This window comes from Bradyrhizobium sp. I71 (genome assembly GCF_022354745.1).
In the GTDB taxonomy this organism is placed as follows: domain Bacteria; phylum Pseudomonadota; class Alphaproteobacteria; order Rhizobiales; family Xanthobacteraceae; genus Bradyrhizobium; species Bradyrhizobium liaoningense.
This window is the reverse complement of sequence record NZ_CP059398.1, coordinates 6,448,238-6,470,768: the sequence shown is the minus strand read 5'-3', so window position 1 is coordinate 6,470,768 and position 22,531 is coordinate 6,448,238. Positions and strand designations below refer to the sequence as shown.

The 22,531-nt window shown below is 65.7% G+C and carries 24 protein-coding genes; 12 read left to right on the top strand and 12 right to left on the bottom strand.

All coding sequences use genetic code 11. From position 1 onward, the window contains the following. Nucleotide 1: 1 nt before the first annotated feature. The gene (locus FJV43_RS30870; RefSeq protein ID WP_239622785.1) at nucleotides 2-865 is read left to right on the top strand and encodes an ABC transporter permease; all 864 of its coding nucleotides are present in this window, start codon (nucleotides 2-4) and stop codon (nucleotides 863-865) included. Beyond that, complete coding sequence (locus tag FJV43_RS30865) at nucleotides 865-1,680, top strand: ABC transporter permease (RefSeq protein ID WP_197965506.1); 816 nt, start codon at nucleotides 865-867, stop codon at nucleotides 1,678-1,680. The genes FJV43_RS30870 and FJV43_RS30865 overlap by 1 nt, the downstream gene beginning before the upstream one ends. Here the strand turns inward: FJV43_RS30865 and FJV43_RS30860 are convergent, their stop codons facing one another. Continuing rightward, nucleotides 1,681-2,016, bottom strand: coding sequence for a hydroxyisourate hydrolase (locus tag FJV43_RS30860; RefSeq protein WP_239622784.1), 336 nt, complete (start codon nucleotides 2,014-2,016; stop codon nucleotides 1,681-1,683). A gap of 26 nt (nucleotides 2,017-2,042) precedes the next feature. On the opposite strand from FJV43_RS30860, the gene FJV43_RS30855 reads away from it, so the two are divergent. Both FJV43_RS30855 and FJV43_RS30850 read left to right on the top strand, forming a co-directional pair. After that, entirely contained in the window at nucleotides 2,043-3,239 is a 1,197-nt protein-coding gene (locus tag FJV43_RS30855) for an MFS transporter (RefSeq protein WP_239622783.1), read from the top strand. Then, nucleotides 3,226-4,587: an amidase gene (locus FJV43_RS30850; RefSeq protein WP_239622782.1), complete on the top strand. Its 1,362-nt coding sequence runs from the start codon at nucleotides 3,226-3,228 to the stop codon at nucleotides 4,585-4,587. The genes FJV43_RS30855 and FJV43_RS30850 overlap by 14 nt, the downstream gene beginning before the upstream one ends. Before the next feature lie 132 nt (nucleotides 4,588-4,719). Here the strand turns inward: FJV43_RS30850 and FJV43_RS30845 are convergent, their stop codons facing one another. Both FJV43_RS30845 and FJV43_RS30840 read right to left on the bottom strand, forming a co-directional pair. Beyond that, complete coding sequence (locus FJV43_RS30845; protein ID WP_239622781.1) at nucleotides 4,720-4,974, bottom strand: hypothetical protein; 255 nt, start codon at nucleotides 4,972-4,974, stop codon at nucleotides 4,720-4,722. Next, entirely contained in the window at nucleotides 4,971-5,825 is an 855-nt protein-coding gene (locus FJV43_RS30840; protein WP_239622780.1) for an AraC family transcriptional regulator, read from the bottom strand. The genes FJV43_RS30845 and FJV43_RS30840 overlap by 4 nt, the downstream gene beginning before the upstream one ends. Before the next feature lie 508 nt (nucleotides 5,826-6,333). Here FJV43_RS30840 and FJV43_RS30835 point away from each other — a divergent pair. The 6 genes from FJV43_RS30835 (at nucleotide 6,334) to FJV43_RS30810 (ending at nucleotide 12,883) form a co-directional block, all read left to right on the top strand. After that, nucleotides 6,334-8,157, top strand: a complete 1,824-nt coding sequence (locus tag FJV43_RS30835; RefSeq protein WP_239622779.1) for a PAS domain-containing sensor histidine kinase — start codon at nucleotides 6,334-6,336, stop codon at nucleotides 8,155-8,157. Then, a complete protein-coding gene (locus tag FJV43_RS30830; protein WP_028179426.1) occupies nucleotides 8,154-8,825 on the top strand; it encodes a response regulator transcription factor in 672 nt (223 codons plus the stop codon). Before FJV43_RS30835 ends, FJV43_RS30830 begins: the two co-directional genes overlap by 4 nt. Before the next feature lie 106 nt (nucleotides 8,826-8,931). Next, nucleotides 8,932-9,309, top strand: a complete 378-nt coding sequence (locus FJV43_RS30825; protein ID WP_239622778.1) for a response regulator — start codon at nucleotides 8,932-8,934, stop codon at nucleotides 9,307-9,309. Between the two features lie 170 nt (nucleotides 9,310-9,479). Further along, nucleotides 9,480-11,375 carry an FUSC family protein gene (locus tag FJV43_RS30820; RefSeq protein WP_239622777.1) on the top strand — a complete coding sequence of 632 codons (1,896 nt, stop codon included), beginning with the start codon at nucleotides 9,480-9,482 and terminating at the stop codon, nucleotides 11,373-11,375. Next, nucleotides 11,372-11,575 (top strand): DUF1656 domain-containing protein, encoded by a 204-nt coding sequence (locus FJV43_RS30815; RefSeq protein ID WP_028179429.1) that lies wholly within the window; start codon nucleotides 11,372-11,374, stop codon nucleotides 11,573-11,575. Before FJV43_RS30820 ends, FJV43_RS30815 begins: the two co-directional genes overlap by 4 nt. Before the next feature lie 12 nt (nucleotides 11,576-11,587). After that, the gene (locus FJV43_RS30810; protein ID WP_239622776.1) at nucleotides 11,588-12,883 is read left to right on the top strand and encodes an HlyD family secretion protein; all 1,296 of its coding nucleotides are present in this window, start codon (nucleotides 11,588-11,590) and stop codon (nucleotides 12,881-12,883) included. Between the two features lie 382 nt (nucleotides 12,884-13,265). On the opposite strand, the gene FJV43_RS30805 is transcribed toward FJV43_RS30810, so the two are convergent. The 9 genes from FJV43_RS30805 to FJV43_RS30765 all read right to left on the bottom strand — a co-directional run bounded on the left by FJV43_RS30805 (nucleotide 13,266) and on the right by FJV43_RS30765 (nucleotide 21,270). Continuing rightward, a complete protein-coding gene (locus FJV43_RS30805; RefSeq protein ID WP_239622775.1) occupies nucleotides 13,266-14,204 on the bottom strand; it encodes an acyltransferase domain-containing protein in 939 nt (312 codons plus the stop codon). A 9-nt stretch (nucleotides 14,205-14,213) separates the two neighbouring features. Further along, entirely contained in the window at nucleotides 14,214-15,164 is a 951-nt protein-coding gene (locus tag FJV43_RS30800; protein ID WP_239622774.1) for an AEC family transporter, read from the bottom strand. Beyond that, complete coding sequence (gene mdcB, locus FJV43_RS30795) at nucleotides 15,161-16,042, bottom strand: triphosphoribosyl-dephospho-CoA synthase MdcB (protein ID WP_239622773.1); 882 nt, start codon at nucleotides 16,040-16,042, stop codon at nucleotides 15,161-15,163. Before mdcB ends, FJV43_RS30800 begins: the two co-directional genes overlap by 4 nt. Next, a complete protein-coding gene (mdcG, locus tag FJV43_RS30790) occupies nucleotides 16,039-16,719 on the bottom strand; it encodes a malonate decarboxylase holo-[acyl-carrier-protein] synthase (protein ID WP_239622772.1) in 681 nt (226 codons plus the stop codon). The genes mdcB and mdcG overlap by 4 nt, the downstream gene beginning before the upstream one ends. After that, the gene (mdcE, locus tag FJV43_RS30785) at nucleotides 16,694-17,416 is read right to left on the bottom strand and encodes a biotin-independent malonate decarboxylase subunit gamma (RefSeq protein ID WP_239622771.1); all 723 of its coding nucleotides are present in this window, start codon (nucleotides 17,414-17,416) and stop codon (nucleotides 16,694-16,696) included. Before mdcE ends, mdcG begins: the two co-directional genes overlap by 26 nt. Then, nucleotides 17,403-18,341 (bottom strand): biotin-independent malonate decarboxylase subunit beta, encoded by a 939-nt coding sequence (locus tag FJV43_RS30780; RefSeq protein ID WP_239622770.1) that lies wholly within the window; start codon nucleotides 18,339-18,341, stop codon nucleotides 17,403-17,405. Before FJV43_RS30780 ends, mdcE begins: the two co-directional genes overlap by 14 nt. Next, nucleotides 18,338-18,655 (bottom strand): malonate decarboxylase acyl carrier protein, encoded by a 318-nt coding sequence (gene mdcC, locus FJV43_RS30775; protein ID WP_239622769.1) that lies wholly within the window; start codon nucleotides 18,653-18,655, stop codon nucleotides 18,338-18,340. Before mdcC ends, FJV43_RS30780 begins: the two co-directional genes overlap by 4 nt. Before the next feature lie 9 nt (nucleotides 18,656-18,664). After that, a complete protein-coding gene (gene mdcA / locus FJV43_RS30770; RefSeq protein ID WP_239622768.1) occupies nucleotides 18,665-20,311 on the bottom strand; it encodes a malonate decarboxylase subunit alpha in 1,647 nt (548 codons plus the stop codon). 173 nt (nucleotides 20,312-20,484) lie between these two features. Next, complete coding sequence (locus tag FJV43_RS30765; RefSeq protein ID WP_239622767.1) at nucleotides 20,485-21,270, bottom strand: alpha/beta hydrolase; 786 nt, start codon at nucleotides 21,268-21,270, stop codon at nucleotides 20,485-20,487. Nucleotides 21,271-21,523: 253 nt separating this feature from the next. Here FJV43_RS30765 and FJV43_RS30760 point away from each other — a divergent pair, with 253 nt between their 5' ends. After that, nucleotides 21,524-21,883, top strand: a complete 360-nt coding sequence (locus tag FJV43_RS30760; RefSeq protein ID WP_239622766.1) for a hypothetical protein — start codon at nucleotides 21,524-21,526, stop codon at nucleotides 21,881-21,883. A gap of 181 nt (nucleotides 21,884-22,064) precedes the next feature. Continuing rightward, the gene (locus tag FJV43_RS30755; protein WP_239622765.1) at nucleotides 22,065-22,529 is read left to right on the top strand and encodes a hypothetical protein; all 465 of its coding nucleotides are present in this window, start codon (nucleotides 22,065-22,067) and stop codon (nucleotides 22,527-22,529) included. Nucleotides 22,530-22,531 lie beyond the last annotated feature (2 nt).

Here is a 22,531-nt window from a genome sequence, read left to right as displayed (position 1 = left end):
CATGGGCACAGCACCGGCATCACGCGATGTGACATCCTACGGGATGGGATTGGCAGCGCCGCTGGCGCTGTTCTTCCTCTTCTTCTTCGTCGCGCCGCTGCTGCAATTGTTCTGGCTCTCGCTGCACAACGACACGGCCGGGCTCCATTGGGGGCTCGGCCAGTACCTGCACTTTCTCACCGATCCATTCAGCCTGGGCGTGCTCGGCTCGACACTGCTGCTGGGCGCCGAGGTAACCGCCGTCTGTCTCTTGCTCGGCTTTCCCATCGCGTGGCTCTATCAACGAGTCGGACCAAAGCTTCAGACCATCATCATCCTGATCGTTCTGCTGCCGCTTTTGACCAGCGTGGTCGTTCGTACCTTCGCCTGGATCGTCATCCTGGGTCGGCAGGGCATCATCAACGCCACGCTGCAATCGCTCGGCGTCATCGATACTCCCCTCAAGCTGCTCTATACGCAGTTCGGCGTGGTGATCGCGCTGGCGCAGGTGCAGATGCCGCTGATGACACTGCCGCTGATCACCGCGCTCAGCCGCATCGATCCCAATCTCGACGATGCCTCCTGCTCGCTCGGCGCCGGAAGCTGGCGCACCTTCTTCAGAATCGTGCTGCCGTTGTCGCTGCCCGGCGTGATCGCCGGCTGCACGCTGACCTATGCCGCCGCGATCACCGCCTTCATCACCCAGTCGCTGGTCGGCGGCGGGCAGATGCTATTCATGCCGATGTATCTCTATCAGCAAGCCTCCACGCTGCAGAACTGGCCGTTTGCGGCGGCGATCTCGATCATCTTCCTGCTCGCCGTGCTCGCGGTCGTCTCGGTCTTCACCACGCTCGGCCGCCTGTCGCGCGGCTATGGAGGCGCGTGATGAGCGGCCGCAGGCGTACCCTGGAAGCCCTGAGCTTCGAGCTGGTCATGACCGTGATCGCGGTGATCGCGCTGATCATCATCATCGCGCCATCGCTGGTGGTTGTGATCGTCTCCTTCACGAGCGGTTTCTCGCTGCGCTTCCCGCCGCCCGGCTATTCGCTGCGTTGGTACGCCGAATTGTGGAATGCCTGGCAGCTGCATTTCGCGGCGAAGAACAGCCTGATCGTGGCGTTCTGGGCAACGGGCCTCTCCGTCGTGCTCGGCGTCGCGGCCGCGCTCGCAATCTCGCGGTCGCGGACGCTGTCCGCACGGCTGCTCGATTCCCTCTTCATGTCGCCGCTGGTCTTGCCGGCGCTCGCCTTCGGCCTTGCCGCCCTGATGCTGTTCTCGCTGGTCGGCCTGCCGGTATCGCCGCTGACGCTGGTGATCGGACACACCGTGGTCTGCGTCCCCTATGTCGTGCGCAACACCGTCGCCGCCCTCGCCCAGCTCGAGCCGACCCTGCTCGAAAGCTCGGCCGTGCTGGGGGCAAGCCGTCTCTACACGTTCCGGCGCATCGTGCTGCCGCTGATCCGGCCCGGCATCATCGCGGGCGCCTTCATCGCTTTCATGTCGTCTTTCGACAACGTGCCGGTGTCGCTGTTCCTGCGCGATGCCGCGACCGACATGCTGCCGATCCGGATGTGGCAAGATCTCGAAGGCAAGCTCGACGTTACCATCGCCGCGCTCTCCGGCGTGCTGATCATCGCCACCGTCGCGCTGGTCGCGGTCATGGAGCGTGTCACCGGCCTGTCGCGGCGGCTGACCAACTGATCAGGCACCGCGAAACAGCGAGTAGCCCCAGCGCGTGAATTTCAGCGGCAGATGAAAATGCTCGTCAACGTTCTTGATGCGGAAGCGGAACGGCGTCACGGTCAGGAAACCGTCGCTGTCGCCGAAGAACTCGCCGAGATGAAACAGCACCTCGTACTCGCCGGCCGTCACGCCAGCGCCTTGCGCGACGGTATGATCGAGTACGCCGTTGGCGCCGAGCCGCCCGTCGGCGATGCGCGAGGAGTCCGGATCGATCCGCCGGATCTCGACGCGCAGCCCCTGCGCCGGGCGCCCGCTCGCCACATCGACCGCGTGAATGGAAATGCCGCCTGCCACGTTGTTCCTCCCATGAGCAAGCCGCGATGGTAGACGGAAACGCGGCCGTTCGGCCAGCACCCGCATTGCTGCCGGCCCTTGGCGCGATGACCTTGCTGCAGGCCCTCGTTGCGTTTGCCTTGTTCGCGCCTGGCGTGGTCGCGCCGCGCGCCCATATCGAGGTCTGGCAGCTCTCGATGTTCTCCTGCGCTGTGTTCGCCGTCGGCATCCCGGCCTCGTTCTGGGGCGGCGGCTTCATCGCGCGGGTCGGCTCGCTGCGGATCGCGAGCCTGTGCGCGGCGGCCATCGTCGTCGCCATGGCGTTGGCCGCGCTCGGATCGACCGCCGCCCTGCTGGCCGCGGGCATCTGCCTTGGCCTTGCGATGGGGCCCGAGACACCGGCGAGCGCGGCACTGCTGGCGCGGCTCGTGACCGCCGAGCGGCGCACCTTCGTGTTCTCGGTGCGCCAGACCGGCAACCAGATTGGCGCCGTCTGCGGCTCGCTGGCCCTGCCCGCGATCGCCATCGCATTCGGGCCGGCCTGGTGCTATGCGGTGGTGGGCCTCTGCGCGCTGCTGGCGATCATTCTGTTTGAATGGTTGCGACCGGCCTACGCCGTCAAGCTCGTCCCGCCCCCGAAGCTCGATCTCCGTGCGCGGCTGGCGCTGATGACGGCGGACCGGCGCATCGCGATGCTGGCGCTGGCCTCGATGCCGTTCAGCGCGATGCAGGTGTCGCTGAACACGGTGTTCGTCACGCTTGGCACCCGTGAACTCGGCCTCAGCCATATCGAGGCCGGCATGGCGCTCGCCTGCGCGCAGGCCGGCGGCCTCGTCGGCCGGCTCGGCTGGGGATTTGTGGCGATGCGGCTCGATGCCTCGCGGATGGTGCTCATCGTCATCGGTCTCGGCATGGCCTTCTGCGCCGCGCTGCTCGGCCTCGACGGCGGATCGCTCAGTCGCACCTGGCAGTTCGCGATTGCGGCGCTGTTCGGCCTGACGGCGTCGGGCTGGAACGGCGTCTTCATCGCCGAGATCGCCCGCCTCGCCCCTCAAGACCGGATCGGCGAAACCACCGGCGCGGTGCTGACCGCATCCTATGCCGGCCTGCTGGCGGCGCCTGCACTGGTATCAATCCTTGATGGCGTGGCCGGCCTCGGCGCGGCATTCTTTGCCTTGGCGTGCCTTGCCCTCTGCGGCACGGTGGCGCTGTTCTGGGGAGGCCGTGACAATGCCAGCGCATAGTGCCCGTGAGATCGCGGCCGATGTCGCAGCCGGGCGGACGAGCGCCGTCGAAACCGCAAAGGCCGCGCTCGCCCGCATTGAGGCCGGCATGGCGTTGAACGCGGTGGTCACGATCGATCCCGCGCGCACGCTGGCCGACGCTGCGGCGGTCGACGATCGCCTGCGTGCCGGCGAGGCAATGCCGCTCGCCGGCGTCCCCGTCATCGTCAAGGACAACATCTGGGTCGGCGGCTGGCGCGTGACGCAGGGCTCGCGCCTGTTTCGCGAGTTCATCGCACCGCGCGATGCCATCGCGATCGAGCGCCTGCGCAGGGCCGGTGCGGTCGTCGTCGGCATCGGCGCAACATCCGAGTTCGCCTGCAAGGGCGTCACCACCTCGCCGCTGTATGGGCCAACGCGGCACCCCCTCGATCCCGCGCTGACGCCCGGCGGCTCATCGGGCGGCCCGGCCGCGGCCGTCGCCGCCGGCCTCGTGCCGCTCGCGATCGGCACCGACGCGGGCGGCTCGAACCGCAGGCCGCCAGCCCATGTCGGGGTCGCCGGCTTCAAGCCGTCCTATGGCGCGATCCCCTATGGGCCGGGTTTCGCCGAGCCCTTCTTCGGCCTCTCCGTCATCGCACCGATCGCAGCCGATGCGGCCGATATTGCGCTGGCATTCGAAGCCATGGTCGGCGCCGACCCGCGCGATCCGGATTCTGCCGTCGTTGCGCGGCAGGCCGAAGAGATCGGCGCCCAGCGCATCGCGTTCTCGCCGCGCCTCGGTCTCGATGCCGCGATCGATGACGTCGTCGCGAATGGGCTCGTCTCCACCATCGACCGCCTTTCGGCGGCAGGTTTGTGCATCACGCAGCGCGATCCCGTCTGGCCGGCAGGCGCCACGGAAGACGCCATCATGCCGCTTCAGCATGCGGGTCTCGCGGCACTCTATGGTGATACTTTCCGCAAGGATCCCACCGTCTTCGATCCCGACATCGCCAAGCAGATCGAGCGAGGTCTCTCCTGGTCGGGTGCTGAGGTTGCCGGAGCACTGCTCGCGAGCGCCGCGATCGCCAATGCCTTCTCGGCTTTCTTCACCGAAGTTGACCTCTTGCTGACGCCGACGGTGCCATGCGTCGCGTGGCCGCTGACGCAGCTCGGCCCGGACATGATCGGCGGAAAAGCCGTGAGCCCGCGTGCCCACGCGGTGTTCACGCCCTTTGTCAATCATGCCCGCCTGCCGGCAATTTCGATTCCGTGCGGAACGGACCGGTGCGGCCTTCCATTCGGCCTTCAGATCATCGGCGCCCGTGGGCAAGACCGCTCGCTGCTTAGAGCAGCGCAAGAGATCGAGGCCGTCCTGCGAGCTTGAATCCCACTGTCACTGCGCGGCCCATCGACCTCGAACACCTGCTCGCCACAGCGCATCCCGGCGGAGCGCTCGGCCATAATGGCCCGTCGAGCGACCGCGGAGCTGCTCGTATCAGTCCAGCGCCTGTCTATTTCAAGTCTGCGGGACCGCGTCATCTATCGACCGGTCCATCAACACATAGTGTGCGACGCCTCCGACGATAGCTTTGCAGAAGTTCAGGGTGAAGCGACCATATAGGGCGCCTGACCCCGGCTGCGAGGATGCGAAGCGATAGGAGGCACCGAGAATACGCGCGATCTCGTACAATCCCATGAGTTCGTGGTGCGCCAGTGCCGAGTGAATGCCGAGCAGCGGCAGCAACAGGGCCTGCATACCGACGCCGCTCATGACGCCCTCGCTTCCGGGCGCGGCAGCGGCAGGAATTGCGCAAGATGAGCACTCCTCCACTGATATGGCGTATTGCCGGCGAAGCGCTTGAAGACTGTCGTGAAATGAGCCTGCGTCTGGAACCCGACGGTCAAGGCGATGTCTACGAGCGAGATGTCCGGCCGCTGCAGCAATTCCTGAGCCCGCTCGATCCGCCGCTTCAGCAGATATTCGTGCGGCCGCATGCCGACGGCCGCCCGGAACTGCGCGGCGAAGTGCATCCGGCTGAGGCCGGCAACGGCGGACAGATGCTGCAAGGTGACCTTCGCGTCCAGATTGTCGTCGATATACTGCATGACGCGCTTGAGGCGCCATTTTTGCAGCGACCGCACCGCCCGGCAGGCGTGCCCTCCACGGTCACTCTCGGCCGGCTCGGACTGGCCTCGTGCGGCCGTCGTCCCTCCGCTGGCCTTGCGGGTCAGAATGGCCAGGCGCAATGCGTCGACGAGAATGGCGGAATGCGGATCTTGCATGGCTTTGGTTGCCGCGAGGGCATCCGAGAGGCGCCGCATCACCGGGTCCGCACTTCCCTCCGCACCCGTCTCCCGATCGGACTCCGCGGACACGTGCGCAAGACGTTTCGCGGACACCCTGAAGCTCGGCCCGCCACTGGCAGATCCCTGCACGCCCGGTGCTGGTGGCTCGATGGCCAGCGCAACATCCAGATGCACGAGAGAGAGCATCACCGCCTCCTCGCCGGAGCGCGACGAACGTTTCGACGACCGCAGCTGTGGGCCGTCGATGGGAGAGACGTCCATCGTGGCGGCGACATGATCCTTGGCATTTTGCGAGTATGATATCTGCAGCGACATCGTCGAACCTCCTTGTCCCAATTCGCACCAGCAATGCCTGGCCGGCTTGTCCGAATGCTATGGGAGCAGAGTAGTTCGGCGATCCGCGCGCTCCATTCTACGCGCGGGTGCATGGATAAGGTCTCGGGTTAACCGAGTCATACGTAGGTATGATCCCGGGGCGAGAGGGCGAGCGGAACACTCCGCCCCACGCTCGAGCCCTGAAGCTCCCCCTGCCTGCGGTAAGTTGACGCGTCCGCGATCGGCAAAATCACCGATAAGCCTTGTTCCGCAGGGGAATTTCCGTGTCGCCGCCCTCGCCGCATTGGACTATCCACGAGGTCTTCCAAGAGGGCACGAAAATCAGCTGGCGGGATATTGTGGGCGCGATTAAATCGCGGCATCAACGCGGTTGCAATGAGAAGAAACCCCACCTGAGACGATGACGAACTTTGATCGGCCCACGGGCTCGTCCATGAGCCGCGCCGGCCTGCGGTTCTGGTCCGCCGTCCTCGCCCTCGCGGTCTTCATGGTCGACGTGCTGACGCCGCTCGAAGGTGCGGTCGCGGTTCTCTACGTCGTTGCGATTCTGCTCGCGGCGAGGACGAACCGGCGCAACGACATCATCGTCGCCGCGATTGGCTGTGCCGCCCTGACGATGACCGCGTATCTGTTATCGCATGATCACGAGCCCATCGGCTCACCGGCCCTTCGTGCCCTGGTGAGCCTCGCGGCCATCGCAATCACCACGCTGCTCGCGCTCCAGAATCATGCCGCAACCAATCGCCTGGCGGCGCAGGCCCGCCTGCTCAACCTCTCGCATGACATGATCTTCGTCCGCGATCGCGCCGGCGTGATCAATTTCTGGAACAAGGCCGCGGAACAGACCTACGGCTGGACCACCGACGAGGCGCTCGGGCAGATCGCCGACAAGCTTCTGCGAACCAGCTATCCCGACCGGAGGGAAGTCATCGAGGCCACCCTGCTCGATACCGGGCGATGGGAAGGCAGGGTTGAGCAGCGCACGAAGGCCGGTGCCGTACTCGCGGTCGATGCCCGCTGGGCGCTGCAACACGACCATCTCGGCAAACCCGTTGGAGTGCTCGAAACGCACACCGACGTCACGGACCAGGTGGCGGCGCACAGCGCGCTCGTGCAGAGCGAGCAACGATACCGCCGGATGTTCGACGCCAGCCGGATCGGCGTCGTAGAGGAGGACTGGAGCGGACTACGGACCGCGCTGCATTCGCTACCGACCCGAGGGGCGGACCTGCGCGACTATCTGGCACGACATCCCGATTTCGTCCGCCATGCCCGCGGACTTGCCAGAATTACCGACGTCAATCCTGCCCTGCAGAAGATGGCGGGGGCGAGCAGCTCTGCGGCCTTCATCGAGAACGTGGACAAGCTGCTGGGCGAGAACGATCGCAGTTTCCTGGACGCACTGGTGGCATTCGCGGAAGGAGAGCAGTTCCACGAAGGGGAGAGCGAGCTCGTGCGCCTCGACGGACGCAAGGTCCCCGTGCTGTTCACGATCACCTTTCCGCCTCAATCCGACGAAGATCACAACGTGCTCATCTTCGTCGTCGACATTACCGAGCGCCGGCAGGCGCAGGATGCGCTGCTCGCGGCCCAAGCCGAGCTCGCTCATGCTGCACGCGTTGCAACCCTCGGCGAGCTCAGCGCGTCAATTGCACATGAGGTGAACCAGCCGCTGGCGGCGATCGTCACCAGCGGCGAGGCCGGCTTGCGGTGGCTGCGGCGCGACGTCCCCGATCTCAAGGAGGTCACGACGACGATCGGCCATGTCGTCGCTCAGGGCCGCCGCGCCAGCGAGATCGTGACCCGTATCCGCACCTTCCTGAAGAAGGCCCCGCCCCAGCGGGATATGCTGCAAATCGGCGAGATCATCGAGGAGGCGACCGCACTTGTCGCGCGCGAACTCGCCAAGGACCAGGTCACCCTCACCGTCGAGTCGCAGCACGATCTGCCACCGATTCGCGGCGATCGGGTCCAGCTGCAACAGGTCCTGGTCAATCTTCTGATCAATGCCGGCCAGGCCATGTCAGGCCAGCCCGGTTCCCGCACCATCACGGTGCGCGCCGGCAGCGAGGGCAGCGAAACCCTCTCCATCATGGTACAGGACAGCGGCCCGGGTATCCAACCCGAGGACCTGCCGCGCCTGTTTGATCCGTTCTTCACGACGAAGGATGGCGGAATGGGCATGGGACTTGCGATCTGCCGAACCACGGTGGAAGCTCACGGCGGCCGGTTGTCGGTGGCGAGCACTCCGGGCTCGGGAACGACATTCCACCTGACATTGCCATTTAGCCAAGAACACGCCTTGCCATGACACGACCCAACCAGGCGCAGCCGCCCGCCCAACCCTCCAGTGCATTGGTAATCGTCGTCGACGACGACGAAGGCATCCGCGCCTCGCTCGACAGCCTGTTCCGGTCCGTCGGCCTGCAGACGCGCCTGTACGGCTCGCCCGCCGAATTGCTTGCCGGCTCGCTGCCCGACGGTCCGGGCTGCATCGTGCTGGACGTCCGCCTTCCGGGCGTGAGCGGTCTCGATCTGCAGAGCCAGTTCGTCCGGCAGGGCATCAGCTATCCGATCATCTTCATGACCGGCCACGGGGACATTCCGATGTCGGTGCGTGCCATGAAGGCCGGTGCCGTCGACTTCCTTTCAAAGCCGTTTCGCGACCAGGACATGCTGGATGCCGTGACCGCGGCGCTCGAGCGCGATGCGCAGCACCGTGCCGAAGCCGCGGCCAAGGAGGACATCCGCGCCCAGTACGAGACCCTGACGGCGCGCGAACGCGAGGTGATGGGCCATGTCACCGCCGGCCTGATGAACAAGCAGGTGGCGGCCCTGATCGGCCTCAGCGAGATCACGGTCAAAATCCACCGCGGGAACGTCATGCGCAAGATGGGTGTTAGGTCACTGGCCGACCTCGTTCGCAAGGCCGAGGCGCTCGGAGTTTCCCAAACCCGCAGGACTACGGACCAAACCTGAGTATAATTTCGGCGGTCCGGGCCCTGGGTGCATAAGGCGGTATCGGCCGCGCAACGGGAGATATCCTCCTTGCCTTGCGGAGCACCGCGGTCAGGATTGTGCGCAAATGGCCAAGACCCCTGTGATTGCGATTGTGGACGACGATGAAGGCGTTCGCGCTTCGCTTGCGAGCCTGGTGCGTTCGCTCGGCTACGAGGCCGATGCCTACGAGTCCGGCCTGGACTTCCTGCGGCATGCGCCGGGAGACGATCCGGCATGCATGATCGCCGACGTGCAGATGCCGGTCATCACGGGCGATGAGTTGCAGGCCCAATTGATCGCCGCCGGCCGCCGCTTCCCGATCATCTTCATGACGGCATTTCCAAGCGAATCCGTGCGCCAGCGCGTAATGGCCGCAGGCGCGCGTTGCTTTCTCGGCAAGCCCTCCAGCGGCGATGAGATCATCCGCTGCCTCGAAGAGGCGCTGGCAGGCCACGCGGCTTAGCCTGTCTGTCCCCCCCTCGCGCAACGGCTCTCGTCCCTAACCAGACGTGCATTCCGGCAACTGGGTTGGTGGACCGGAAATACCGGCAGGAACTGCAAACCTCATAATCGTTGTCGACTTTCTCGACTTCGGCCGGGCGGTACGCTCTGCCGAAAAACGGATGAGGCACGATGCCCGTGAACGCCACCAGTGCTGCCGCGCCGTCCCCGTTGGTCTTCGCCGGCTTCCCGGCAAGCTCCTGGACCTTTGCGCTGCGGGTATGGCTGGCGATGTTGCTCGCACTCTATGCGAGCTTCTGGCTCGAGCTCGAATCCCCCTCGTCGGCGGCCTTGACCGTGGCGATCCTCGCTTTGCCGACACGCGGTCAGGGCATGGAAAAGGCCGGCTACCGGCTGCTCGCGACGGCGATTGGGGTCATGGCATCGATTGCGATCGCCGGCGTGTTCTCTCAGACCGACGGCCTCCTACTCGCCGTGCTCGGCATCTGGGTCGGGCTCTGCGTCTATGTCGCCGCCATGCTGGACGGCAATCGTGCCTATGCGGCGGCGCTCGGCTGCATCACCGTCGCCCTGATCGCCATCCAGCAGATCGACACGCCGCTCCAGGTGTTTCCGACCGGCATCGCGCGCGGCGCCGCCATCGGCATCGGGGTGCTTGCGGTGGCGCTGGTCAACGAGGTGCTGGCCGCGCCGGACTATCATCCGGTACTGGCAGGCCGCATCGAGGCGCAGTACGACCGGGTCAAGGCGCTCGCGCACGGTACCGACCGTGGCTCCGCAGCGGCTGCGGCGAGCCTGTTGCACGACATCGCTGCGATACGTCCGGAGATCGCCAGCCTTACGACGGAATCGAGCATCGGCACGGCAAGGACTGCGGCCGCACGTTCCGCGCTGGTCGACCTTGTCAGCGTCCTCTCCCTTGGGCGCATGCTCGCGGCGCTCCCAGTCACGTCCGCCCCGGCGCAGAGTGCGAACGGCCCGGGCCAGAAGGCGGCGAGGCTGACGGCCATTTCCCGATCCTGGCTCCGCAGCGAGATCTGCCATAAGCTTGCCGAGGTCCGCAGCAGCCTCGATGCGCTGCACCAAGGGGTACGTCCGTATCATGCATGGCGCACGCCGCTCTACCGCTCGCGCCGCATCGCGGCGGAAACCGGCGCAAGGACCGCGATCTCGTTCGCGCTGATCGGGCTCTTCTTCGTGTTGACAGGATGGCCGACCACCGAGCTCTGCCTCTCGCTCGTCGCGGTGATCCTCGGCCTCGGCTCGACGGCGCCCGCGCCACGCACCTTCACGAAGGTCACGGTGATGGCGATGCCAATCGCCTGCGCGCTGGCCGGCATCCTGAAATATTTCGTCTTCAACGGCGTGTCCGAATTTCAACTGCTGGCGATCGGTCTCGCACCTGTCGTCATCGGCTTCGCGCTGCTGATCTCGTCGCCGAACCCGCTGCTGTCCTCCCTCGGCCGGCTCACCCTGGTGTTCACGATCGCCGTACTCGCACCGACCAACCCGCAGAGCTACGACCCTGAGGTGTTTCTCGTGACGAGCTTCTTTGCCTGCCTGTCGTCCCTGCTCGTGCTCGCAGCGCAGACGCTGCTTCCTTCATTGTCGGGCGACCAGCGAGTTCGTCTGCTGTTGCGAGAGGCCACGAGCGAGCTGGGCCACCTCGACCACTGGCGAGTTCGAGACCTCGCGCCAGAGGAAGCCGCGTTTCGCGACGCGGGGCGAGTCGAACAGATCTTGAGCGCAAACGGCGCCTCCGCTCTCAATGGTCAGATCGCGGCGAAGGCGATGTGCTGTTTCGACCAGGCTGAGAGCTTGCGACGCTGCCGCGCCGAACTGGAGCGGCTGACCCAAGATCCGCTCGCCCGGGTGGTGCAGGACGCACGAGACGCCCTCGCCCAGCGCAACGGTGCCGCGATCCTCGCCGCTGCCGGGGCGCTGAGCAAGGCGGCATCGCAAAACAACCTGTCCGCCAACTCGGCCATCGCCGCGCTGGTTCCGGCAGCCGCCATATTCGCACCATCGCAGTCTCCAACAGACCTCAGCCAAGGCAAGCAGCCATGACAAACACATATCGGGAGCTCGTCATCGGTGGCGTGCTCATTGCTCCCATCGTCTCCTATGCCGCAATTGCGCTGCTTGCGTTCCTGATGCTTCGCCCGCTGCTGCGCTTCGTCGGCTTCGCGAGAGTCTTCAGCAACCCGTCGCTGGCCGAACTTTGCCTCTACGTGGCGATGTTCGGCACGCTCGCGCTGTTCTTCTAGGGAGAAAGTGCCATGGAAGCCACCCTGCCTCGGGACGTCACTCCGCTTCATGGCGAGCCCCCAGCCGAAGCACCGGTCGATGCCGCAGACGCTGTGGACGGTTCAAACGCGCCGGAGACCGTGGCGCGAGACACCAGCGATCGGGCACGGCACAGCATCAGACCCTCCGCATGGGCGACGCCCGATACGAGGCGCCTGCGCCAAGCGGTCGGCCGCTTCATGCGCGGTGCCGGCAGGCACCTTGCGACTCTCGGCATCGCACTGGTCGCAATTCTCATAGCGGCTTCAACCTGGCAGCACTACGTCACCGCGCCCTGGACGCGGAACGGCAGCGTCCGCGTGCAGGTCGCCAGCGTGGCGCCGCAAGTGGCGGGCAAGATCGTGGAGCTTCGGGTGGCCGACAACCAGTTCGTCCACAAGGGCGACGTCCTCTACGTGATCGATCCGTTCGACTTCGAGGTGGCCGTTCGGGTCGGCAAGGCTCTGGTCGACCAGCGGGCGGCGGACCTCGTGGTGAAGCAGGCCGAGTTCGACCGCCGGCAGCACCTGTCAGATCTTGCGACGACGCCCGAAGAACAGCAAATCTATGCAGGCAACGCGGCGCAGGCGAAGGCTGCCTACGAGGCTGCGGCGCACCAGCTCGCACAGGCGGAACTGAACCTGAAGCGTACGAGCGTGGTCAGTCCCGTCGATGGTTACGTCACCAACCTCCTGTTGCGCGCGGGAGACTATGCCGTCACCGGCGTCAGCAACGTTTCCGTGATCGATTCCAACAGTTTCTGGATCGACGGCTATTTCGAGGAAACCAAGATGGCGCGGGTTTGCATCGGCGATCGCGCCGAAGCCCAACTGATGGGCTATCCCAAGCCGATATTGGGACATGTGAAGACCGTGACACGCGGCGTCAGCGTGTCGAACGCCGCCGCGGGCACACAGGGCCTGCCCAACGTGGACCCGATCTACACCTGGGTGCGGCTCGCGCAGCGCGTACCGGTTCGCCTCGCCATCGACACCGTGCCGCCTGATGTGCCGCTCGTCTCCGGCATGACAGCGACGGTGACGATTCGGCAGCCCTCCGCGAGCGAGGGCCAGACCTGGCACGACCGGTTCCGCGCGAACTTCGTCGATCCCGTCTCCGATCTGTTCGGCGCCGGCCGCCCGCCTCGTCCGGACTGCCTCCAGCCGACCGCGCAGCAACGCCCCGAGGTGGAAGTACTTCCCTATACGCGCGAGTCCGCGGTTCCTCCGGCAGAGAAGATCGCGCCCGGCCTGACACCCGGCATCGACGCCTCGCCACGCCTGCCCTGAAGCAGGCCAGGACGCCTGACCTGGACGAGACGCGCCATGTGTCTCGTCTCCTCCGCACGCACCAGCGCAGCAACCCAGCGCGCAGTTCCGTGCGGCGACCTGGCCTCGACACCGCAAAGCCCGATCTCACGTGCTGCGTACGGGCCTCTCGTGGATCATGCGAAACGGGAAATGGCGGGGGTTCATGAAATACTCTGGCTGCGGGATCGGGGATGATGTGCGTGTTAAGTGACTGAGATCCCCAAGTCACGGCTCGAGCCTCCCTCCTCCCTAGGCATCCGAGCATTTCAGGGGCCGTCCTCCCCCAAGGGACGGCCCCTTTTTTTCGACGGCACAATGCGCGATCGAGGCCATCGTCCCGTTCGCGATTTGCCGGCGCTAGCTAGAGGATGACGTGACGCGTGAGCCAGGTGCGGACGCCCTGAAGGCTCCTGAAATCATCCAGCGAGTGCGCGGGAACTCCGGGCGCGATTTCCGCAGCCATGCCGCTCAGCGCATGTCCCGGCCCGAGCTCGAGAAACCCTGTCGCGCCCGCTTCGACACAGGCTTGCAGGCAATCGGCCCATTGCACGGTTTGCGATATCTGCGCGGCGAGTTTGTCGAGACCAGTCTCGCGCGAGACGACCGGAGCGGCATCGATTCCGCTCAGAATGCGCGCACCGGTCCGCGGCGGGAATATCACCGGCGCAAGGCGCAAGGCTTCACGAAATGCCACAGACGCTTCAGCGAGCCGTTCGGTGTGGGAGGCAACCTCAACCGGCAAGGCGACGATCCTCACGCCGTGCATCGCCCTCGCGTCTTTCGCGATCTGATCGAGCGCCTGCCGGTCACCGCCGATGACAAAGGCATCGCCCGGATTGACGATGGCAACCGCTGCTCCGTAGCGCTCGCAAAGGCGACCGACCTGTTCTCGCGAAAGACCGCGGACGAAGACCAGTCCATCGCCGGCGAGCGTCGCCGCATTCATGGCCTCCGCCCGGCGTGCCACGAGGTCCAGCGTGACGGTCGCGTCAAACAGGCCGCCGACACCCCAGGCCGCGACCTCGCCGACACTGTAGCCGGCAATGATGGCGCCAGGTGGAATGGCATCTCCGAGCGCGGCCGCGGCGGCGAGGGCCTGCAAGGTGCACAGAACCTGGCCGGCACGATTGCGATGCAGGGCCTCGTCGGATTCGGCGCGCACGAAATCGCGTGGATCCTTGCCATCAAGCAATGTCGCCGCATGCGCAAACAGGGGCGCGGCCTGCGGCGCATCGCCCGTGAGGGCGAACATGTCGCGATGCTGCCTGCCCTGCCCCGAACAAAGGATTGCCAATGTCATGGTCGCGCCCTAATGCGGAAAGAGCAGCGCAATCACAATCGCCAGCGTCGGGACGCTGAATGCGGTGCTGGCGATAACCATGGACCCCACCCTCGCGGAATCCAGCCGGTAGTTGACCGCAAACAAAATCCCGAAAAAGCCCGAGGGAACGGCGGCGAGCAGAATGGCCGTCTTCGCTGCATCCTGCGCGATCGGAAGGACGAGAATGACCGCGACAGCCAACAACGGGCGGACGATGTCCGAGGCCACCGTTGCAGCGCTGATCTTCCAATCCAGCCGAAACGATTGCGCCGACAGAATGGCTCCGGTGAGGAACAGGGCGACGCCGGCGGCCGAGCTTCCGATCAGGGCGAGGCTCGCATGCGCCAGCGCGTCGAGGCTCACGTCCGACAACGAGAACACGATGCCGAGCGCGGGCGCCAGCACCACCGGCTTGGTGATCGCACGGCGGACTGCCGTCAAGATCTGCCGCGCCGCCATTTCTTCGCCACGAGCCTTGGCGGCACCCATTTCCGCTACGATCAGGGTCAATGGGCTGATGAGGATCGAGCCCGCCGCCAACGCGACGGCAACCGGAACGGTGCCGGTTGGACCCACGACTGAGGTCATGATCGGAAGACCCACCCCGGCGAGATTCGGGAAGCCGATCGTCAACGCCTGCAGGGACGCCTCGGACTGGGAGAGCTTGGAGATCCGGCGTGCGGCAAAATACCAGGCAAGATAGAGCAGCAGCATCGTGACGCCGAGCACCAAGAAGAGCGGGACCTGGTCGATCATCTCACGGCGCGACGCTGAGGCGGTCGCGGCGAACAGTGAAGCGGGCAATGCAAAATCCATCACGAGCGCGTTGAGAGCGTCGACATGGAGATTGTCGACGACATGAAGTTTGCCGGCAGCGTATCCCAACAAGAGAACGAAGAAGACCGGCACGAGCGCCATCAGGATTGCATTGGACATCATCGGCATGGGCTCTCATGGGCGTCGACGAAGAGCGTCATCGCAAGCAGATCGGCCGATCCACCCGGGCTGAGACGACGGGCGACGAAACTGTCATGGATCGATTGCGCCCGCCTACGCCAACCAGCCGCGGTGACGCCGCCAGCATCGATGAAGCCGCGCGCCGCATCATGCGCAAAGCGAAGGCCGTCGAACCCACCGCGATGCAGGAGGTTGGTGTCCTCGACCGAGGCGATCAGGGCAAAGCATGCCTCGACCCGGGCGGCTTCCCCATCTTCCGGCACGGCATGCCCCGCCCTGCGCAGCGCCGGCAATCCGATCCGGTAGACGCTGGGAAATCCGTTCGCGGCCTCGGTACGCGCACCGCCGGCGTGAAAACGGCGTCGGGCCGCGCTGCCGTGGCTGTGCAACAGCACTGGACCGTCGAGGATGCCGTCGCTCCACAGGCGCCTCACGACCTCGCCAAGCGAAAGCTCGGGATCGACCAACCCGCCCGCCCTCGCACCGGCCGCCGCACACAACAGGCCGAGCCCGAAGATCGCGCCGCGATGCGTGTTGACGCCAGAGGTCGCCGCAAACATCGCGTGCTCGGCCTCGAGGCCGATGATCCGCAGCCGCCCCATGCCGCAACTGCGCGCCCCTGCATCGGCCAGGCGCTGAAGATGGGGCTCGATCGCCGCGGCGCTGCGACGGAACGTGCCGGCATCCATATCATCGTGACTGCCATTGTCGATATGACTCACGAGCCCCGGCTTCGGCCAGGTTTCCAGCTCCTCGACGAGACAGCGGGCGGCGATGGCGCCGATGGCGGAAACGTCGGGCGTGATGCGCGCCCGACGCTGAACCGACCTTTCCAAACCTCGCATAGCCGCGGTGATCATGATCCCCTCGCTCCCGAAATGAATCGATTCCTGCCGAGCAGGATCACGCTCTCGATGCTTTTCACCAGAAGCTCGCTCCCGCCGCCGTGGAGCTCGCGCCAGTTCACGGCAGCACCGTCCGCGCGCATCAGCTCGCCATCGATCCGCATCGGCGCTTCGTTCTCGATCGCAGCCACATCGGCAACGAAACGATCGATGTCGGTTTCACCGCGAAACTCGAACAGCACATCGAGGTCCGATCGGTCCGTCACGTAGTCGAGACCGGTCAGCGATTGCCAGGCCAGGCTGCCAAAGACGCGCGCGTCCACCGAGTGACGAAGCTCCAACCGGTCGAGCCGATCGAGCGTCGGCCACCAGTTGCGTGGCGCGTAAGCGCGCGCCTGCCGCAGCGACGGCGGCCTCGCGACCGAGACGACGTGGTCGATATCAACCAGGAGGGAGATCCGCTTCTTGCCGGCCGAGGGCGGCAATGGCAGGCCCAGAGCAAGACCGCTTTCCTCGCATGGCAGAGCGCGCCGCCTGATCGCCGGCCAGCCCATTTTGGACCAACGCGCGACCAACGCATCGGCAGCGAGATCGCCGCGCGCTTCCAGCATCGCACGCCATCCCGCCGGGCTGACGAAGACGAGGTCATGACGACCCGGTGAACGCTCACCGTGCTTGCAGGGCCAGGTCACGAACACGCTCCGCAATATCAGCGGCCTTCAGCCGGCCACCACGCGCCTTACCAAGCGCATCCCGCTGGTCTCGCGCGGCCGGCATGTCGGCCAGCAGCGCCTCCAGTTGATCGGCGAGCGAGGCGTCATTGCTCCATGTCATGTGAACCGCGCCCATCTGCACGAGATTGGACAGCCCCGGCGCGAACACCGGCGTCGACTTCGCCTTCTCCTCGAGGGCTTCCATCGACAGCTTGGTGACCTTCGCCATCGACGGCAGGTCCATCACTGCAGGGTGTGCACCGGGCAACCCGACCAGCACGCGGGTTGCAAGTCCCGTCGCGAGCAGAGCGCCCGCCGCCGAGTGACCGTAGAGAAGGCCGATGGTCGGGCGGCCATTCATGTCCGCGTGGATCAACACTTTCGCCAGATGCGCGAGGAATTCGTTCAGCCCGAGCAACTCGTCGCGCTTGCTCATGCGCTGGCTGTCGCTGTCGACGAGCACCAGGATCGGGCCAGAGTCCCGGCCGATCGACGCCAGGACATGGCCGGACAATCTGATCGCCTCGTCGACGCCCAGTGCGGTCAGATCCGCAACACCGAGGACGAGCATTTTGTCGCCGGGTCGCAGCGTCGCCGAGCCGAGAAGGACGCCTTTGTCGTTCCTGACTTCATGGCCGTCGGGGAAGAGCGAGGCAAGAATGTCATCGAGCGTCACGGCTGGTCCTCCCGATTCTGTCGGCGAGCGTAATGAATTGATCGGCCGGCAGCTCCGGAACCGTTTCAGCGCGCGCGATGCCCTGCGCCGCCCAGATGTCGACGGCATCCAGGCAGGCGCCGTAGCGGCTTAGCCGGTCAGCAAGCCGCTCCTGCTCTGCCTTCAAGCTGTCGAGGCCGAAAGGTCCGATCAGGCCCAGCAGTTCGAGCGCGGCTTCGCGGAAATCCTGCACATTATCATCGGCAAAGACATCCGCGGCGCCGAGCAGCCGGCGATGCTTGCCGCCCATGGTGCGCCAGACCAGCGCGCGGTCGCGGGAGTCGAACTCCTCGACGCCGCGATTGGTCTCGATGACCTCGGGGCCCGACACCGCGATGCGCCCGGGCTCCGAGACGGCGAGAGCCGAGCAGCAGCCTGCGATCAACCCACCGCCGCCGTAGCATCCGGACCGACCGCCGATCAGGCCGACCACCTTCACGCCGGCGCTGCGCGCCTCCATCACCGCCCGCATGATCTCGGCGATGGCGAGCTCGCCCGCATTGGCTTCCTGCAACCGGACGCCGCCGGTGTCGAACAGGATCAGGACGGGGATCGATGCGATCTGGCGCGCCGCGCGGAGTAACCCGATCAGCTTGGCGCCATGCACCTCGCCGAAGGCGCCGCCCATGAAACGGCCCTCCTGTGCGGCGACGAACACCGGCGAGTCATCGAGGCGGCCATGGCCGACGACGATGCCGTCGTCGAACTGCTCGGGCAGATCAAAAATCTTCAGGTGCGGACTGACCTCGCGCTGCTCCGGACCGATGAACTCGACGAAGCTGCCGACGTCAAGCAGCAACTCCAGCCGCGTGCGGGCCGACGCTTCGTAGAAGCTGGTGCTGCGGGCGCGCTCGGCCGGCGTCACGTCCTCGAGTGGTGTGGTCATTGGCCGTTCTCCGTGATCAATCGCACTGCCTGCGCCAACCGAAGCGAGACCGTATCGGGGCGCGCGCCGCCGTCATTGATCGAGAATCTCAGCCCGCCGGGCGAATAGCGCTCGACGAAATCGCCGATTACGGCAGTCCAGACCTCGCCGAAGCCAACCGCCGCGGTCCTGATCTCGATGGCGCATTCCGCATCCGGGAGGACGCGTTCCACCAGCACCTCCAGATTGCCCGAGGCGACAACGCCGACGATCGCGCTCTGCCTGGCGCCGCCGGCCCTGGTGCGAACGCTGTGCTCAAACCTAAGATCTTCCATGGCCCGTCCTCACCAGTTCCTGAACTTCGACGGCGGCGCGTAGAGGCCGCCAGACCAGCGCACGAGATCCTTGATCGAGCGCGCCGCGAGCAGGCTGCGATCCGCATCGAGCGGATTGATGCCGAGATCCTCCGGGCGGCGGACCACCCCGCGTTCGCGCAAGTGCGCGACCATGCCGTGATCCCGCCGACGACCGACATCGGTATAGCCGGCGACGCCGCGGATGGCCTGCTCCCGCTCCTGCGCGGTGCGGCACAGCAGGAGGTTGGCCACGCCCTCCTCGGTGACGATGTGCGTGACGTCGTCGCCATAGATCATGATGGGCGCGAGCTCGAGCTCCAGCTTCTCCGCGAGCTCGATGGCATCGAGCTTCTCGACGAACAGCGGCACGTTCTTGTCGCCGAACGTCTCGCCGATCTGAACGACCAGCTTGCGGCCGCGGCGCATCAGGGGCGAGCCGTCGGGATCGGACTCCGCCCCGGCCTTCAGCCAGGGCTCGCTCGGATGACGCCGGCCGCGCGCATCCGCTCCCATGTTCGGCGCGCCGCCGAACCCGGCGATGCGGGAGGTGGTGACGGTCGACGAATTTCCCTGCAGATCGATCTGCAACGTCGAACCGATGAACATGTCGCAGGCATAGAGCCCGGCGGTCTGGCAAAAGGCGCGGTTCGAGCGCAGCGAGCCGTCGGGGCCGGTGAAGTAGACGTCGGATCGGGCGCGGATGTAGTCGTCCATGCCGACTTCCGAACCGAACGAGTGGATCTGGCGCACCCAGCCGGATTCGATCGCCGGAATGAGTGCGGGATGCGGGTTCAGAGCAAAATGGCTTGCGATCTTGCCCTTGAGGCCAAGCCGTTCGCCGAAGGTCGGCAGCAGAAGCTCGATCGCGGCCGTACTGAATCCGATGCCGTGATTGAGCCGCTGCACGCCATAGGGAGCATAGATGCCCTTGATGGCGAGCATCGCGGTCAGGATCTGCCCCTCGGTGATCGCGGCCGGATCGCGCGTGAACAGCGGCTCGACGAAGAACGGCTTGTCGGACTTGACGATGAAGTGGACGCGGTCCCCCGGGATGTCGACCCGCGGAACCTGCTCGACGATCTCGTTGACCTGGGCGATCACGATGCCGTCCTTGAAGGCGGTTGCCTCCACCACGGTCGGCGTGTCCTCGGTGTTCGGACCGGTGTAGAGATTCCCGTCATGGTCGGCGCTGACGGCGGCGATCAGCGCGACGTGCGGCGTCAAGTCGATGAAGTAGCGTGCGAACAGTTCGAGATAGGTGTGGACCGCGCCCAGCTCGATCTTGCCGCCGAACAGCATGCGCGCGATGCGGGCCGATTGCGGCCCGGAATAGGCATAGTCCAGCCGCTTCGCGACGCCGCGGTCGAACAGATCCAGATGTTCTGGAAGAACGACGCCCGACTGCACCATGTGCAGATCGTTGACCCTGGAGAGATCGACCGCGAGCAGCGCGCGACTGAGCAGATCGGCCTGCTTCTGGTTGTCGCCTTCCAGGCAGATCCGGTCGCCCGGCCGGATCACGGCCTCGAGCAGGCGCGTGGCATTGCCCGCTTCCACGACTTTGCCGCGGGCAAGTCCACCGCCTGCGGCGATGCGGGCATCACGCATGGCGCGGTTGCTTTGCCAGCTCGTCATGGCCTTTGCTCCTTGACGCGCGTCAGGTCACGAACCGGTCCTCGACTTGCGCTGGTCTTCTCGATCACGCTCATGGAATTCTCCGGGGGTGGGCAGTCAGGCCGGCGGGAGTGCTGTCTCCCCCGCCGGCCTTCCTTCCGCCGGCCATGCGTCAGGACCGGCAAAATGCGTCGTCAGCGGGCGGCCGGTTGATCGATGCTGCGTGCGGCGCGGGTGATCACGGCCGCCACTTCCTTGGGATGCGACTCGTAGACCGAGTGGCTCGCGCCCGGGATCACCGTGGTGTGGCTCTTGGCACGCTCGTAGTACCAGCGCTCCAGATCGGGATTGATGATCTGGTCGCCGCCGGCAACGATGCCCCAGCTCGGCTTGGTCTTCCACGCAGCCGCCGTCAGTGGGGTGCTGAACACCTGTGCAGCGGCCAGGACCTGGGAGCGTGCCACGAACTCGGCACGCTCACGCGGCAGATCGGGTGCGAACAGTTTTGGGAATTGCACCGGATCGAGATAGGTGAACTTGTCCGGCGTGACCTTGATGACGCCCTCGGTCTTTCCAAGCACGCTCGGCGTCTTCTTGCCCAGCGCCGATTCATCTTCGCCGACGTCGGGGGCGTGCGCGGCGACGTAGACGAGACCGACGACGTTGGGATGGACGCCGGCCTCGGTGATGATCGAACCGCCATAGCTGTGGCCGACGAGGAGTGTTGGGCCGTCCTGGAGATCGAGAATCCGCTTCGCTGCCGTGACGTCGTCGGCGAACGACGTTTCCGGCTCCTGAGCCATGGTCACGTGAAAGCCTTCCTTGCTCAGGATTTCGTAGACCGGCTTCCAGCCGGACGCATCCACCCAGGCGCCGTGCACCAGGACGATGTTCTTAGGGGGTTCCGCACGCGCCGGGGCGACGCTCGCGAACAGGGAGAGGGCTGCAACAAAGGCGAGACCTGCGTCGAGGTGCTTCATGTCGGGATCACTCCGGGTTGGAACGATGCGACACTAGGTTGGCGGCCTGCCTGTGTATTTCGGCAAGCAACGGCCCTTGCCACTTCGCACGCCGGAAATTATCGCGCCCGGCGCTGACCCAGCTCACATTCCGGTTTCTCTGATGGCACGATCTCGCGCGCGTGCAAGCCAGCCGACGTTCGCAAGCGAAAGACGGCGCGTACCGGTCCTGTCATTGGAGACAGAGGTTCGCTACCGACACGAAGGATCGACAATGACTTCGAATTCACTCATCCGGATTGCAGCTGCCACTATAATCCTCCTGCAGGCGGCATCCCCGGCTCGTGCTGCGTCCTGTTCGGATTCGATCGGGCGTGTCCAGGCACAGCTGGACGCCGCGATCGAGAAAAATGCCGGCGCACATGGCTGGAGCCCGGAAAGCCTCGATGCACTGCGCGGTCATCAGCCCACGCCGCGATCGCTGGCGCAAGCGGAAGGCGCGAGCGGAGTGTACCTTCGGCTCGCGCTCGATGCCCTCGACCGCGCGCGCGCCGCGAACAGCTCCAGCGACATCGCCACGTGCCGCCGGGAGCTGTCCGAGGCAAAGCGACTACTTCGGAAGGGGCCCCAATGATCCCGGGGGTGGATGGCTTTCGATCGTGCGGCCAGACAGCGGGACGTGCATTCAGGGAATACCCGCACGCCGGCCGCTCCCTATCGTCCCGCACACATGAAAGAACCCGGAGCAGCCCATGCGACAACAGCCCTCATCGAAGCGGTTCGGATGCCGCCGATTTGCATCGGTGCATCTGGGCATGGCGCTCGCAACCAGCCTGATATGGCTGATCCCGGCCGCGGCAAGTGCGCAAACGACGCTGCCGACGACGCTGCCCCCTGTCGGCATGTCCGCAACCTCGCCGCTCAACCTGGGCTCCACGCGGCCTGAAGGCATTCCGCTGGGCTCGACCGAAATCGCCACCCCTGGCGTATCCCCGATCAATCCCTCGCAAGCAATGACGAACTGCTCCCAAACGGGGAATACCGGATCGTCGGGGGCCTTGTTTGACGGCGGCGGACTCTCCGGAAGCCCGTCACTCGGCTGCCCCGACGGCACGACGACCCAATCGGCCTTGCCACCCTCGACATCGACGGTCGGACGCGTCGGGATTCCGCTCGGATCCACCGAGCTCGGCGGCGCCGGAATCAGTCCGTCCCTGCCGGTGCCCGGCCCTGCTCCCATGGGCGACACGAATTCAATCAACGGTTCCGGCAATCCCTGAAA